At 63.6% G+C, this 13,556-nt stretch carries 12 protein-coding genes; 3 read left to right on the top strand and 9 right to left on the bottom strand.

Annotation, left to right across the window (positions count from 1 at the left end):
* Positions 1 to 49 precede the first annotated feature (49 nt).
* Positions 50 to 808: a carbon-nitrogen hydrolase family protein gene (locus CN97_RS11925; protein WP_035711647.1), complete on the top strand. Its 759-nt coding sequence runs from the start codon at positions 50 to 52 to the stop codon at positions 806 to 808.
* Here CN97_RS11925 and CN97_RS19895 read toward each other — a convergent pair.
* The 9 genes from CN97_RS19895 to ssb all read right to left on the bottom strand — a co-directional run bounded on the left by CN97_RS19895 (position 805) and on the right by ssb (position 11,174).
* Positions 805 to 1,932 carry a molybdopterin molybdotransferase MoeA gene (locus tag CN97_RS19895; RefSeq protein ID WP_084684131.1) on the bottom strand — a complete coding sequence of 376 codons (1,128 nt, stop codon included), beginning with the start codon at positions 1,930 to 1,932 and terminating at the stop codon, positions 805 to 807. The two genes, CN97_RS11925 and CN97_RS19895, sit on opposite strands and share 4 nt — an antisense overlap.
* On the bottom strand, positions 1,929 to 3,269 hold the full coding sequence (fdhD, locus tag CN97_RS21400) for a formate dehydrogenase accessory sulfurtransferase FdhD (RefSeq protein WP_131389795.1): 1,341 nt from the start codon (positions 3,267 to 3,269) through the stop codon (positions 1,929 to 1,931). The genes CN97_RS19895 and fdhD overlap by 4 nt, the downstream gene beginning before the upstream one ends.
* Positions 3,266 to 3,880 carry a molybdenum cofactor guanylyltransferase MobA gene (gene mobA / locus CN97_RS11910; protein WP_035711645.1) on the bottom strand — a complete coding sequence of 205 codons (615 nt, stop codon included), beginning with the start codon at positions 3,878 to 3,880 and terminating at the stop codon, positions 3,266 to 3,268. The genes fdhD and mobA overlap by 4 nt, the downstream gene beginning before the upstream one ends.
* A complete protein-coding gene (locus CN97_RS11905) occupies positions 3,880 to 4,116 on the bottom strand; it encodes a formate dehydrogenase subunit delta (protein ID WP_035711642.1) in 237 nt (78 codons plus the stop codon). Before CN97_RS11905 ends, mobA begins: the two co-directional genes overlap by 1 nt.
* 10 nt (positions 4,117 to 4,126) lie before the next feature.
* Positions 4,127 to 7,018, bottom strand: coding sequence for a formate dehydrogenase subunit alpha (gene fdhF / locus CN97_RS11900; RefSeq protein WP_035711640.1), 2,892 nt, complete (start codon positions 7,016 to 7,018; stop codon positions 4,127 to 4,129).
* Positions 7,019 to 7,103: 85 nt separating this feature from the next.
* Positions 7,104 to 8,630: an NADH-ubiquinone oxidoreductase-F iron-sulfur binding region domain-containing protein gene (locus CN97_RS11895; RefSeq protein WP_035711637.1), complete on the bottom strand. Its 1,527-nt coding sequence runs from the start codon at positions 8,628 to 8,630 to the stop codon at positions 7,104 to 7,106.
* Complete coding sequence (locus CN97_RS11890) at positions 8,627 to 9,115, bottom strand: formate dehydrogenase subunit gamma (RefSeq protein ID WP_035711864.1); 489 nt, start codon at positions 9,113 to 9,115, stop codon at positions 8,627 to 8,629. The genes CN97_RS11895 and CN97_RS11890 overlap by 4 nt, the downstream gene beginning before the upstream one ends.
* Before the next feature lie 65 nt (positions 9,116 to 9,180).
* Positions 9,181 to 10,077, bottom strand: a complete 897-nt coding sequence (locus CN97_RS11885) for a LysR family transcriptional regulator (RefSeq protein ID WP_035711634.1) — start codon at positions 10,075 to 10,077, stop codon at positions 9,181 to 9,183.
* Positions 10,078 to 10,658: 581 nt separating this feature from the next.
* Positions 10,659 to 11,174 (bottom strand): single-stranded DNA-binding protein, encoded by a 516-nt coding sequence (gene ssb / locus CN97_RS11880; RefSeq protein WP_035711632.1) that lies wholly within the window; start codon positions 11,172 to 11,174, stop codon positions 10,659 to 10,661.
* Between the two features lie 152 nt (positions 11,175 to 11,326).
* Here ssb and CN97_RS11875 point away from each other — a divergent pair, with 152 nt between their 5' ends.
* Positions 11,327 to 11,929 carry a lytic transglycosylase domain-containing protein gene (locus CN97_RS11875; protein ID WP_035711629.1) on the top strand — a complete coding sequence of 201 codons (603 nt, stop codon included), beginning with the start codon at positions 11,327 to 11,329 and terminating at the stop codon, positions 11,927 to 11,929.
* Between the two features lie 274 nt (positions 11,930 to 12,203).
* Positions 12,204 to 13,463 (top strand): MFS transporter, encoded by a 1,260-nt coding sequence (locus tag CN97_RS11870; protein ID WP_211253688.1) that lies wholly within the window; start codon positions 12,204 to 12,206, stop codon positions 13,461 to 13,463.
* Positions 13,464 to 13,556: the final 93 nt, after the last annotated feature.

The following is a 13,556-nucleotide window of genomic DNA, read 5'->3' as shown; positions in this document are numbered from 1 at the left end:
GTGTCTCGTGGCAGAACTATGTTCAAAATTCCGCCCGGGAGGGAAGACCATGAAGATCGCTGTCTATCAGGCGCCGCCGACCGATGGAGATGTGGACGCAGCCCTTCGCCGTCTGGAGGTCCAGCTTCGGGCTGCGGCGCTTGCGGGGGCGGACGTTCTGGTCGCGCCGGAGCTTTACCTGCCCGGCTACAACCGCTTCGATCTTCATTCGCAGGTGAGCGAGGCGGATGGCGCTGGCTGGCGGGCGCGGCTCTCTGCGCTGACCAAGGAGGCAGGCGCGGGGTTGGTGGTTGGCTGGGCGGAGCGGGCGGAAGGCAGGTTGTGGAATGCTGCGACCTTCTTTGACGCCGATGGCACAGAGCGTGCGCATTACCGCAAGATCCAGCCCTATGGTCCTGATGAGGCGCGGTCATTCGCTCCGGGCGACGAATACGTGGCGTTCTCGGTGGAAGATCGAGCTGCCGGGCTCCTGATCTGCTATGACATCGAGTTTCCCGAACATGCACGTGCCCTGGCGATGACGGGTGTGGAGATGTTGCTCGTCCCCACCGCCAATCCCGCAGGCTTCCCCCATGTGCCGGAGATCCTTGTGCGTGCGCGGGCGGCGGAGTCGGGCGTAGTAATTGCCTATGCCAATTATGCGGGCACGGAGGCCGGGCTGACCTATGGCGGCGGCTCGGTGATCGTGGCGCCTGACGGGACGATCCTAGCCTCTGCGGGGGCGGGTGAGGCCTTGCTGATCGCCGAGCTTCCCCCGCACTCTGAGACGGAGGGCGCGCGACAGTTGAAGGCTCGGCGGGTGGTCTAGACCGGCAAGACGGTGACCGCATCGCCCGGATGCAACGCCGTACCGGTGTCGGGCAGAATTGCGAGGCCGTCTGCGATCGCGGTGGAGGTGGGCAGGAGCGGGAGAGCCTGTGCCACCCCCTTCACCAGCCGCACGAGCACGATTTCTGACCGACCGGGGCGGGGAACGGCGGAGAAAGCGGCGATTTCAGTGCGATGGGCGACCAGCGGCAATCTTGCCACTGTACGAACCAAAGGTTCACCGAACAGATGCCAGCAGGTGAAGGCAGCAACCGGCGTTCCCGGCAGGCCAAGCCAAAGAGCCGCGCCGAGCTGACCCATCATGACCGGCTTCCCGGGCTTCAGTGCTACCCCCCGCACCGCAAATCGCCCACCTGCCCGAAGGAATGCCTCCGCCATATAGTCGGCTTCTCCGACAGAAGACCCGCCGGTGGTGACGATGAGGTCGCATCCCTTCAGATCAGTGAGGGCACCGGCGATCGCCTCCGGATCGTCCGGGAGGTCGCCGGCATCCTGAAGAGCGACCTCTGGCCGGGTGAGCGTCGACACGAAAAAGGGGCGGTTTGCGTTCCAGACCTGGCCCGGCGCAAGGGAGCTGCCAGGCGGCGCAATCTCGTTTCCGGTGCAGAAGAACCCCACCCGTATCCGCCGCCAGACAGGGAGCCTGTCCGCGCCGACCATGGCGGCCGCGAGGGCAGCGGCGGGAGTGATGCGGCTTCCTGCGCTCAACACGGTGTCGCCTTGTCGAAGCTCCGAGCCTGTCCGGCGCACATTTTCCCATTCGCCAGGGAAGCGGCGACAGCTCATGCCCTGGTCATGATGCTCGACGTCTTCGAGCACAACCACCCGGTCCAATCCGGGCGGGAGTGGGGCGCCGGTTCGGATGGGGATCGCATTCTCCAGAATGGCCCGGCCCGGCGCGTCCCCGGCAAACGCATAACCATCCATCGCCGCAAGGTTGAAACGCGGCAGGTCCAGCGGAGCGCGGAGCGCCTCCGCCAAGACCCGACCCTTGGCCGCGCTCAGCGGGACCTGTTCCACTTCCGTCACCGGTCGAGCCAGCCTGCGTGCGACCGCGTCCGCCGCAGAAAGAGAAGCCGCCCCGATGCATGCGGGCATTGTCATAGAGGCTGATCCGGCAGGGCAGGTTGGCTCACCCGCCCCGGATGGCTCCAGACGTCGCACCCGGCCGCCCCTGCGAGAGTGATGAGCGTGATGCCGGAGTGCTCTGCCAGAGCCACTGCCTCTGCCGTGGGGGCGGAGACGGCAATGAGCATGGGCGCACGCAGCATCGCGCATTTCTGCACGAGGTCGATGGAGAGGCGGCTTGTCATCACCACAGCGCCAGAAGCGGGGTTCACATCGGCGGTCGTGAGTGCACCGCAGAGTTTGTCGAGCGCGTTGTGACGCCCAACGTCCTCCCGCAGCATGACGATCCCCCGCGCCGGTTGCCAAAATGCTGCCGCATGGAGAGCGCCGCTCTGCGCGCGGAGCCGCTGCTTTGCGCCGATCCCTGCGACGGCGGGGGCGATGTCGTTCGCCATAACGGTCCACGGCGGACTCGCAACGCGCGGCACGTCCCGCAAGACCTCCTCCAGACTCTCGATCCCGCAAAGACCGCAACCCATGGGACCAAAGCTCTGCCTCCGTCGGGCAACCTGTCGAGCCTCTGCCCCGTGGGCCAGCCAGATTTGCAGGTCGATCCCGCGGGGAGTCTCTACAGCCTCGATCCGCTCGATTTCGGTCGAACGAGCAATCCCTTCTGTCAGAGAATAGCCCAAAGCGAAGTCGTGCAGATTCTCTGGCGTGGCCATCATGACCGCTTGAGTGGACCCGTTGTAGGAAAGGGCGACCGCCGTCTCCGCGGGCAGAACGCGCTCCCCCTCCGTGACCTCGTCATTTGCGAACCTCAGGCGTCGAATGCTGCGCTGATTGGGGAAGGGCATGGGTATGGCGCGCGTCGCTTGCGGTTCCGTCTCGGTGAGAATGAGAGCGGCAATAGCGGCTGTGTCATTGAGGTCGAGCACGGGAACCGTCAGGCTGCCGGGGGCAATGCTGTCGCTCGCCACGGCCCGGATCGTTGGGTCGCCGGGCTGTATCAAAGGATTTCCCGTCTCAGCCCGGTGACATTCGATCTTGGGATGCGCGTCGCGCTTCCACCCCTCCACCAGCACAATGTCAACAGGCGCAAGGCGGGCAAGGTGATCTGCGAGAGAAGGCTCCGCCGCGCCGCGCAACTCATGCATCAACGCCCAGCGTTGCGAGGTGGACAGCAACACCTCCTCCGCCCCCGCCGCTCGATGGCGATAACTGTCGCGGCCGGGTTCATCGACATCGGCGTCATGATGGGCGTGCTTCAGCGTCGAGACACGGTAGCCGCTGTTGGTGAATTCCGTGACAAGCCGTTCCATCAGCCCGGTCTTGCCGCTGTTCTTCCAGCCGGTGATGCCGAACACCCTCACGACGTGTACTCCGCAAGCCGTCGGCGTGCCTCGTCCAGATCCTCGGGCGTGTTGACGTTGAAGAAAGGATCGCCATCGAATGGGGCAAGCGCCAGTCCCGCCCGCTCGGCGAAATCGCGAATACGCCGGGAGCCGCCGGTAATGTCCCGGCGGAGGGCGGGGGCGAGCGCGGTCGACCAAAGGCCGAAGGTGGGATGCATCACGGGTTTGCCGCCCGGCCCGCTGGCAGCCAGCACGATCGGGGCACCGGTCTCCTCCTGTCGCGCGCAGAGCCGCACCACCAGATCGGCGGGCAGGAAGGGCGTGTCACAGGCCGCCGTGACGATCCAGTCAGCCTGAGCCGCCGCCGCCCATTCCATACCCGCCAGTATGCCGGCAAGCGGCCCGGGATGATCGGGAATACTGTCGGCGAGACCGGGCAGGTTGACATCAAAGCGCCTGGCGTCTCCGTTGATGTTCAGCGCCAAGGACGACACCTGTGCGCCCAATCGCGCGATGACGTGCGAAAGAAGCGTCCCGCTCCCCAGAGGCTTGAGTGCCTTGTCACCACCGCCCATCCTCCGAGAAAGGCCTCCGGCGAGGATGACCGCGGGCGGCCGGCTGCTGACCATCAGGCCCGCTCGGCGGCAGGTTTGCGGATTGTCGGCAGCGCTTCCCGGACAAGCGGGCGGAGCGCATCGCCCTCAGGTTCCGCAGCAAGAGCCAGAAGCCGCGATCGCATCCGCGGCTCCCAATAGTCGTTGATATGCGAGGCCACTCCGGCGGCCGCAGCTTCCCGCGGCCTGGTTTCCATGAAGAGCGCGATCTGGTTGGCCATGCGGACCAGCCGTTCGTCCGTATTGCTCATGACCCCTTCCTCACTCCGCCGCTGGCAAAACGCGGCGTGAGCGTTCTGCCATGGCGGCATATTCCTCCTGCCAGGTGCTCGGACCGTTGGAGGGCGCCACCTGCACAGCCGTCACCTTATATTCCGGGCAGTTGGTGGCCCAGTCGGAATAATCGGTGGTGATGACGTTAGCCTGAGTCTCAGGGTGGTGGAAGGTGGTATAGACCACACCGGGACTTACACGATCGGTCAGTTCCGCCCGGAGGGTCGTCTCTCCCGCGCGGGAGGCAAGCCGGACCCAGTCTCCCTCCCGAATGCCACGAACCTCCGCGTCATGCGGGTGGATTTCCAGCACATCCTCCGTATGCCATACGGTGTTCGCCGTCCGCCGCGTCTGCGCCCCAACGTTATACTGGCTGAGGATCCGCCCCGTCGTCAGCAGCAGGGGAAAGCGCGGCCCGGTACGTTCATCTGTCGCCACGTATTCCGTACGGATCAGCTTGCCCTTGCCGCGCACGAAATGATCGACATGCATGATCGGCGTGCCTTCCGGGGCCTCGTCGTTGCAAGGCCACTGCACAGATCCCAACCAGTCCAGTCGGTCGTAGCTGACACCGGTGAAGGTGGGGGTGGTACGGGCGATCTCTGCCATGATCTCGGAGGGGTGGGTGTAGTTCCAGTCCGCCCCCATGGCATTGGCCAGCATCTGGGTGACTTCCCAATCCGCATAGGTCGCCTTGGGTGCCATCACCTTGCGCACACGGTTGATCCGTCGTTCGGCGTTGGTGAAGGTGCCGTCTTTCTCAAGGAACGACGATCCCGGCAGGAAGACATGCGCATAGTTCGCCGTCTCGTTCAGGAACAGGTCGTGGACGATGACGCATTCCATTGCCGCCAGCCCGGCAGAGACGTGTTTCGTGTCCGGGTCCGATTGCAGGATGTCCTCACCCTGGCAGTAAAGTCCCTTGAAACCACCCTCAACCGCCGCGTCCAGCATGTTGGGGATCCGTAGGCCCGGTTCCGCGTCAATGCTTACGCCCCACTCCGCCTCATAGATGGCGCGGGCGTCGGCGTTCTTCACATGCCGGTAGCCCGGCAGCTCATGCGGGAACGATCCCATGTCGCAGGAGCCCTGAACGTTGTTCTGGCCGCGAAGCGGGTTCACCCCCACACCGTCACGCCCGATGTTGCCGGTCAGCATGGCGAGGTTGGCGATGCCAATGACTGTAGTGGAGCCCTGGCTATGCTCGGTCACGCCAAGCCCGTAGTAGATCGCCGCGTTCCCGCCCGTGGCATAGAGCCGGGCCGCGGCGCGCAGTTCTGCCCCCGGAACGCCGGTCAGCGCTTCGGTGGCTTCCGGGCTGTGACGTGGATCGGAGACGAAATCGGCGTAATCTTCGTATTCGTCCCAATCGCACCGTTCCCGCACGAAGGTTTCGTTTACCAGCCCTTCGGTGACGATCACGTGGGCCATCGCGGTCACGACGGCCACGTTTGTTCCGGGTCTGAGGGGTAGGTGGTGGTCCGCCTTGACGTGCGGACCCTCGACCATTTCCGTGCGGCGCGGATCGATCACGATGAGCTTCGCCCCCTGCCGCAACCGCTTCCGCATCCGGCTTGCGAAAACGGGATGGCCGGACACCGGATTGGCACCGATCACCATGATGACGTCTGCGGCTTCTACCGAGTCGAAATCCTGGGTGCCCGCCGACGTCCCGAAAGTCTGGCCCAGCCCGTAGCCGGTGGGTGAATGGCACACGCGGGCGCAGGTGTCGGTGTTGTTGTTGCGGAAGACGGCGCGGGTCAGCTTCTGGACGAGATACGTTTCCTCGTTCGTGCAACGGGATGAGGTGATGACCCCGATGGAGTTCCGCCCGTAGCGCTGCTGGATCCCCCTCAGCCGGCCGGCCGCGAAGGTCAGCGCCTCCTCCCAGGATACTTCGCGCCACGGATCGCTGATCGTGTCACGTATCATCGGGGACAGGACACGGTCGGGGTGCGTGGCATAGCCCCAGGCGAAGCGGCCCTTCACGCAGGAATGGCCGTGGTTCGCCTTGCCCTCCTTCCACGGCACCATACGGACCAGATCGTCGCCCCGCATCTCCGCCTTGAACTGGCATCCGACCCCGCAATAGGCGCAGGTGGTCACGATGGAGCGGTCGGGCGTACCGATCTCGATCACCGATTTTTCCTGAAGTGTCGCAGTCGGGCAGGCCTGGACACAGGCGCCGCAGGACACACAGTCCGAGGTCAGGAAACTGTCGCCCGCAGCACCCGCCGCCACCCGGCTGTCAAAGCCGCGTCCGGTGATGGTCAGGGCGAAGGTACCCTGCACCTCCTCGCAGGCGCGGACGCAGCGGTTGCAGACGATGCATTTCGCAGGATCATAGGTGAAATAAGGGTTCGATTCATCCTTTGGCAGCCATTTCGGATTGGCCTCACCGGATGTGTTGCGGGCGAAATGCGTGGCCATGCCGCCTGCCGGCGCGGTGTAGCGCACCTCGCGCAGGCCGACTGCGCCGGCCATGTCCTGCAGCTCGCAATCTCCGTTCGCGGCGCAGGTCAGGCAGTCCAGCGGATGGTCGGAGATGTAGAGCTCCATCACGCCGCGCCGCAGGTCCTTCAGCCGCCCCGTCTGTGTCTTCACCCTGATGCCCGGCGCGACCGGTGTGGTGCAGGAGGCGGGTGTGCCGTTCCGCCCCTCGATCTCCACCAGGCAGAGACGGCAGGAGCCAAAGGCTTCCAGATTGTCGGACGCGCAGAGCTTGGGCACGGTAATACCGATTTCAGCAGCCGCCCGCATGATCGAGGTGCCTTCCGGCACCGTCACGTCGAAGCCGTCGATCGTCAGGGTGACCATCGTCTTCGCCTTCGAGGGGGGTGTGCCGAAATCCCGGTCATCGGGGATGATGAAATCCTTCATGATCTGCCTCCGATGCGGCGGTTGCGAAAGGGTATGCACGCAGGTGCAGGGGTCAGGAGACCGAGCCAGTTCGCAATGAGGGCAATCATTCCGCAGCCTCCTTCTTAAGTGCAAAGTCATCGGGGAAATGGGTGACCGCAGACATGACCGGATAGGGCGTGAAGCCCCCGAGGGCGCAGAGCGAGCCTGCCTTCATGGTGTCACAGAGTGAGGCAAGCACCGGCATCGCCGCCGCATCGCCCGCCGCGATACGGTCCAGGGTCTCCATGCCGCGCACCGCTCCGATCCGGCAGGGCGTACATTTGCCGCAGGACTCGATGGCGCAGAACTCCATGGCGAAGCGGGCGAGTTTCAGCATGTCGGCGCTGTCGTCGAATACAGTCAGCCCCGCATGGCCGATAAGACCGCCGGCCGCCGTGAATTCCTCGTAGCCGAAGGGCGTATCGAACAGCTCCCGGGGGAAATAGGCGCCGAGAGGCCCGCCGATCTGGACCGCCTTGACCGGCCTGCCCGTGCGAGTACCTCCGCCGATATCCTCCACGATCTCGCCCAGCGTCAGGCCGAAGGCCGTCTCGAACAGCCCGCCATGCCGTACATTCCCGGCGATCTGAAGCGGCATGGTGCCATGGGAGCGCCCGATGCCGAAGTTGCGGTAGAACGCCGCGCCGCGGTCCATGATGATCGGCACGGAAGCAAGGGAGATGACGTTGTTCACCACCGTCGGTCGGCCGAGGAAGCCTTGTAGTGCCGGGAGCGGGGGCTTCGCCCGAACCGTGCCGCGCTTCCCCTCAAGGCTGTTGAGCAGGGAGGTTTCCTCGCCACAGACATAGGCCCCCGCACCCATGCGAACTTCCATATCGAATGCGTAGCCCGAACCCAGCACGTTCTGCCCGAGAAGACCTTCTGCCCGCGCCACCTGAATGGCGGACTCCATCACCTCTATCGCGTCGGGATATTCGGAGCGGGTGTAGAGATACCCGCGTGTTGCACCGACGGCGATCCCGGCGATGGCCATTCCCTCGATCAGACAGAAAGGGTCGCCCTCCATGAGCATTCGGTCTGCAAAGGTGGCGCTATCGCCCTCATCGGCGTTGCAGACGATGTATTTCTGGGGGCCGGGCGCGTCATGAACGGTCTTCCACTTGATGCCGGTCGGAAAGCCTGCGCCGCCGCGGCCCCGCAGGCCGGAGTCCGTCACTTCCTTCACCACGTCTTCGGGGGTCATGGAGAGAGCCCGTTTCAACCCTTTCAGCCCGTGATGCAGTTCATATTCCTTGAGAGACAACGGATCGATGACGCCGACACGCGCGAATGTCAGCCGTGTCTGCCGCACCATCCAGGGCAGTTCCTCCGTCAGACCAAGCGCCTTCGGGTGGCTGTCCGGCGCATCAAACAGCCGAGCCACATCGCCCGGTTCCATGGGGCCGAACGCTATGCGGCCAAGATCGGTCACAACCTCAACCAGCGGCTCGAGCCATACCATGCCGCGGGATCCGTTGCGGATCAGGTCCACCTGCAACCCGCGCCGCGCCGCCTCCGCACTTACCGCGGCCGCGACCGCGTCAGCGCCAAGGGCCTTCGCGGCGGCATCTCTCGGGACATAGATCCTCATGCCCGCGCCTCCGCGACGATGGTGTCTAGCAGCGACTCATCCGCCCGGCCGACAAGCCGCCCGTCGATTTGCGCTGACGGACCGCAGGCGCAGAGACCAAGGCAGAACACAGGCTCCAGCGTAACTGCGCCGTCCGGTGTCGTGCCATGCCAGTCGATGCCAAGTGTCCGGCGAACATGATCGCCCAAGGCGTCCGCACCCACTGCCTGACAGGCTTCCGCACGACACAGTCGAAGGACATGCCGTCCGGCGGGAGCCTTGCGGAAATCGTGATAGAAACTGACGACCCCATGGACTTCGGCACGGCTCAGGTTGAGGGCGGCAGCTATCAGCGGCACGGCGCCCTCAGGAACAAACCCGAAGCTTTCCTGCACCTCATGCAGGATCGGTAGAAGCGGTCCTTCCCGCCCGATATGATTTGCGATGATCGCAGCCATCTGGGCTTCCAGATCGGCTATGGGCTCTGCTGGCTTGAGTGCTTGCATCGTCTCCCCCTCAAGAGCCATTCTAGGCCTCAGGGCAGACCGATCAATTCCGACTTTCCGTGGAGCTATAGACGTTCTCTATCAGCCAGAGCTCTCGCCTCCGTAAGGAGTGCGTTGACGGTCGGGCTGTGCGGATCCCGTCGCGCCACGATCAGGCCCACCATGCGCCCAGGATTGCCCGCGCGTGAGCGACGGATGGGAACGGTGACAAGCCCGCGTCCGGGGCCAAGACTCTCCGCGATCAGCACCGGCATGACCGAAGCCCAGCGACCCGTGGCGACGTGGCTCGCCAGAACGATGGTGGAATTCGACTCGACGATCGGGCGGGCCGGAGTGCCTGCCGCGTCCAGCAGACGGTCGATGATCCGGCGGTTTTGCATGTCGGTGGTCAGCAGGCAGAGAGGCAGGCGCCCCACCTCCGCCCAGCTTATGCTGTCCCGGCCCGCCTCTTCGGCATCGGCGGCCACGAGGAGACAGTAGTTCTCCTCATAAAGCGGGATTTCGAGGTGACGCTTGCTGTCCCCGGTATAGGTGATGCCTGCATCCAGTTCGAGCCGGTCGATCTCCTCCATGATCTCGGACGCCGCGCGGGAGAGAATGCGGAACGTCACCTCCGGGTGGCGCTCGCTATATGGCGCGGTCAGCCGGTGAACCATGGGCAACGCTGTGGGAATGACCCCGATCCGCAACTCACCCGACAGGCCGATCCGGGCCGCCCGCATCTCCTCCCGCATGGCCCGCACATCCCCGATGATGACGAGCGCCCGTTCATAGACACGCTCCCCTTCCGGCGTCAGCGCTTCGAAGCGGGCGCCACGGCGCACCAGTTGCACGCCGAGGATATCCTCCAACTGCCGAATGGCGGAGGAGAGCGTCGGCTGCGTTACACCCACGGCCTCCGCGGCGCGGCCGAAGTGCCGCTCGTTGGCCAACGCGATGAACATCTCGAGCTTATCGATCATGGCGCTTCCTCCCGTAAAGGACACAAGCTGTCTTTGGCGTTTCTTGCAACCGTGATCGGAAGCGCTCTTGCACGGCTCGATGACGTCTCGGCCTGATGCGCCTTCAGGTATCGCCCTGTGTGCTTGACTGCACAGGCAATGACTGGGCGCCCGGGAGGTTGCCGTGCGACGGAGTTCGGCCTTCTCCTGCTGTTTGCAATATTCGCTGGACCATCACTCCTACCCTGACGGCGACTGCGAACTTTAAGGCTCAGCCACTCAAGCTGGAAAAGAGTGATTTCGAAGCTTCCCAACGCTGTCCAGACCGACAATTTTCGGCTTGCTGAACGTGGCTCCACGTCGGCCAGTCAAGCCAGATCACCACGCAGCGAGGGTGCTATCTGAAGAGCGCCGTCAAAGGAAGAACGGTTTTCGTTGAAGTATCCGAGGATGGCTTCTGCCGCGAGGGGTGCAAGACATCTACGCAAGAAGGCGGCGGGACACACCGCCGCCTTTGAAGACATGAGAACGAACCCGTGGCCCGCGCCCTAATCCTAAACCATTCTCATGTATCGCATCAATATATCGGAATACGACACTGTTCAGAAAGGAATTTCGTCGTCCAGATCGTTCGACCTTCCGCCGCCATAGCCGCCACCCGAGCGCCCTCCGCTCTGGCTTCCACCTTGACCAGAATAGGAGGGCCCATCGTCGTAGCCGCCATCATAGCCGCCGCCCTGGCTTCCGCCGCCACCCCCGCCTTCGCCGCGTCCGTCGAGAAGCGTCAGCTCACCCCGGAACGGGCGCAGGACGATTTCGGTCGAGTAGCGATCCTGACCGGACTGGTCCTGCCACTTCCGCGTTTCAAGCTGGCCCTCGATATAGACCTTCGACCCTTTCCGCAGATACTGCTCGGCAATTTTGACCAGCGGTTCGGAGAAGATTGCGACGGTATGCCACTCCGTCCGCTCCTTGCGCTCGCCCGATTGCCGGTCGCGCCAGTTCTCCGAGGTGGCGATCCTCAGGTTGCAGACCTTGCCGCCGTTCTGGAAGCTCCTGACCTCCGGATCACGGCCCAGATTGCCGACCAGAATAACCTTGTTGACCGAACCCGCCATGTCGCCTCCGATTCCTTGCTCGCCCCACATAACCGCGCGGACGGGCAGAGGCCAACCGACTATTGCTGTGTCGCAGATTTCCGCTGGTCAGGGCGCGGATTATTACTAAGATTGCGGCCGATAAGAAGAACCCGAGTGGGGGACATCTGAATATGCGTCACGCAGTCATGACGCTCACCGCCTTTGCGGTGATGCTCGGCAGTGCAGGTACGGTTGGAGCAGAAGGGCTGACCGCGACACGGTCAACCAAGTCCCGGATGCAGCTCTTCCAGAGTCAGACACGGCTCCTGGATACGCGCCTTTCCGATCAGTATCAGAGTTCCACACGGCTGCAGCCGAAGACCGTGGACCGGAAGGCGCCCTCGCTTCCGAAATATGCGGGGAGCTACAAAGGCCAGTATCTCGCGGTGGCCCGGGGTGCAGCGCGCAAACATAATGTGCCGGAAGAGCTGTTTTTACGGCTCGTTCAGCGTGAATCCGGTTGGAATCCGCAGGCGGTTTCCCACAAAGGGGCGACGGGGTTGGCGCAGCTTATGCCTGATACCGCGGTGTTGCTGGGCGTGGATGTCAACAACCCGCATCAGAACCTCGAAGGGGGTGCCCGTTATCTCCGCCGGATGTTCGAGCGGTTTGGGGACTGGCGGCTGGCGCTCGCGGCGTACAATGCAGGCCCGGGCGCTGTGGAGCAGCATGGCGGCGTACCACCATATCGCGAAACGCAGTCATATGTCGTGGCAATTCTTGGCAATGGTTGATTCGCTGTCGTTGGGACTCTCCCTGCCGCATCTTCATATGTTGCGATATCAATAATTTGGCCATCAGCTAGCTATTACCAAAGTGTTATGAAAACCGTCAAAGGTTTCCTTTTGTCGGGCTGAAATGGCGGTAATTGCGGTTCGATAATTGCTCAGGAGCATCCTATCCATTACCTGATCCTGCAAGTTTCGGATTGATGCCGCACTTTGGCGCAGGTCCGGCTGCCGTTCGTTTCCGAGAGACGCGGCAAGAGGATTGTGGGGAGACATGACTATGAAGACAGATTTGACCGCTTCCCGCGGTCTGGGTCCGGTGGCGTTGCTCTGCTGGGCGGCGGTCGTTCTGGATGGATTTGACCTGGTCGTTCTGGGTGCGCTTATCCCGACGATGACAAACCCCGCCGCACCCTGGATGAGCACGGCTCAAGCCACCGCGATTTCGACGACCAGCCTGATCGGCATGACGTTGGGCGCGCTTTCCATCGGTTGGGCGACAGACCGGATCGGCCGGCGCAAGGCGATGATCTGGTCGGTGGGCTTTTTCTCCCTGATGACGCTCGGATGCGCTATCGCAGCGACGCCGTTCCAACTCGGCGCATTCCGCTTCCTGGCGGGCTTTGGTCTTGGCGGATGCCTGCCCACGGCCATCGCGCTGGTGACGGAATTCTCCCGCGGGAAGGCAGGCAAGGCGAGCACAACGGTGATGACCGGATATCACGTGGGTGCAGTGGCGACGGCAATCCTCGGCCTTGTCCTGCTTGCGCCTTTCGGCTGGCGCGCGATGTTCCTGGCAGGAGCCATTCCAGGCTTCCTTCTCGTGCCGCTCATGATGAAATGGCTGCCGGAGTCCCCGGCCTTCCTCCTGACGCAGGGACGCCGGGCAGAAGCTGAGCGTATCGCTGGCACCTACGGCCTCACCTTGTCGGAGCCGCCGCCGAAAGCGGAGCGCGTCTCCCCCGGCAAGCTGATCGGCCCCGGCTTTCTGCGCAACAGCCTCGCGATCTGGGTGACGTCCTTCATGGGCCTTCTGTTGGTCTATGGTCTGAATACATGGCTTCCCGCCTTGATGGTCGCTGCTGACTATGGGCTGCAACGCGGACTGTGGTTCCTGCTTCTGATGAATGTCGGTGCGATCGTTGGTCTGATCATCGCCGGACGTGTGGGTGATGCGATCGGACTGAAGCGTGCGGCCTGTCTGTGGTTCTTTGCCGGTGCTGTTCTGCTCGCGCTGCTTGCGATCCGTATGCCGCTTCCGCTTCTTTATTCGGTCGTTTTTCTCACCGGTTGCTTCGTGTTTTCCGCGCAGGTGTTGGTGTATGCCTTCACCGCCGCGAACCATCCTCCGGAAGTGCGCGCGACGGCAATCGGCCTCTCGGCAGGTGTTGGCCGTCTCGGTGCCATCATGGGTCCGCTCCTGGGCGGAATGCTGGTGGGCCTTGGGCTTGGCCATCCATGGGGATTTTTCATCTTCGCCGCGGTCGGCCTTATTGGAGCGCTGGCTCTCTCGCTCAGCGTTGTCCGCGCCTATCGCTGACGCCTCATAGGACGAGATGGCTCAATCTTCGGCCCCGGTTTACCGCCGGGGCCGTTTTTCGTCCGGAGCAGTCATGCGAGCAATGCATGGCTG

This window comes from Haematobacter massiliensis, assembly GCF_000740795.1.
In the GTDB taxonomy this organism is placed as follows: Bacteria; Pseudomonadota; Alphaproteobacteria; order Rhodobacterales; family Rhodobacteraceae; genus Haematobacter; species Haematobacter massiliensis.
This window is presented reverse-complemented; position numbering and strand designations above follow the sequence as displayed.

What these genes read in the sequence shown, in the direction of transcription:
- CN97_RS11890 (WP_035711864.1), bottom strand. Translation starts at nt 9,115, where the DNA reads ATGCAAGCACTCAAGCCAGCAGAGCCCATAGCCGATCTGGAAGCCCAG.
- CN97_RS11885 (WP_035711634.1), bottom strand. Translation starts at nt 10,077, where the DNA reads ATGATCGATAAGCTCGAGATGTTCATCGCGTTGGCCAACGAGCGGCAC.
- CN97_RS11925 (WP_035711647.1), top strand. Translation starts at nt 50, where the DNA reads ATGAAGATCGCTGTCTATCAGGCGCCGCCGACCGATGGAGATGTGGAC.
- ssb (WP_035711632.1), bottom strand. Translation starts at nt 11,174, where the DNA reads ATGGCGGGTTCGGTCAACAAGGTTATTCTGGTCGGCAATCTGGGCCGT.
- CN97_RS11870 (WP_211253688.1), top strand. Translation starts at nt 12,204, where the DNA reads ATGAAGACAGATTTGACCGCTTCCCGCGGTCTGGGTCCGGTGGCGTTG.
- mobA (WP_035711645.1), bottom strand. Translation starts at nt 3,880, where the DNA reads ATGGTCAGCAGCCGGCCGCCCGCGGTCATCCTCGCCGGAGGCCTTTCT.
- CN97_RS11905 (WP_035711642.1), bottom strand. Translation starts at nt 4,116, where the DNA reads ATGAGCAATACGGACGAACGGCTGGTCCGCATGGCCAACCAGATCGCG.
- CN97_RS11875 (WP_035711629.1), top strand. Translation starts at nt 11,327, where the DNA reads ATGCGTCACGCAGTCATGACGCTCACCGCCTTTGCGGTGATGCTCGGC.
- CN97_RS11895 (WP_035711637.1), bottom strand. Translation starts at nt 8,630, where the DNA reads ATGAGGATCTATGTCCCGAGAGATGCCGCCGCGAAGGCCCTTGGCGCT.
- fdhF (WP_035711640.1), bottom strand. Translation starts at nt 7,018, where the DNA reads ATGAAGGATTTCATCATCCCCGATGACCGGGATTTCGGCACACCCCCC.
- CN97_RS19895 (WP_084684131.1), bottom strand. Translation starts at nt 1,932, where the DNA reads ATGACAATGCCCGCATGCATCGGGGCGGCTTCTCTTTCTGCGGCGGAC.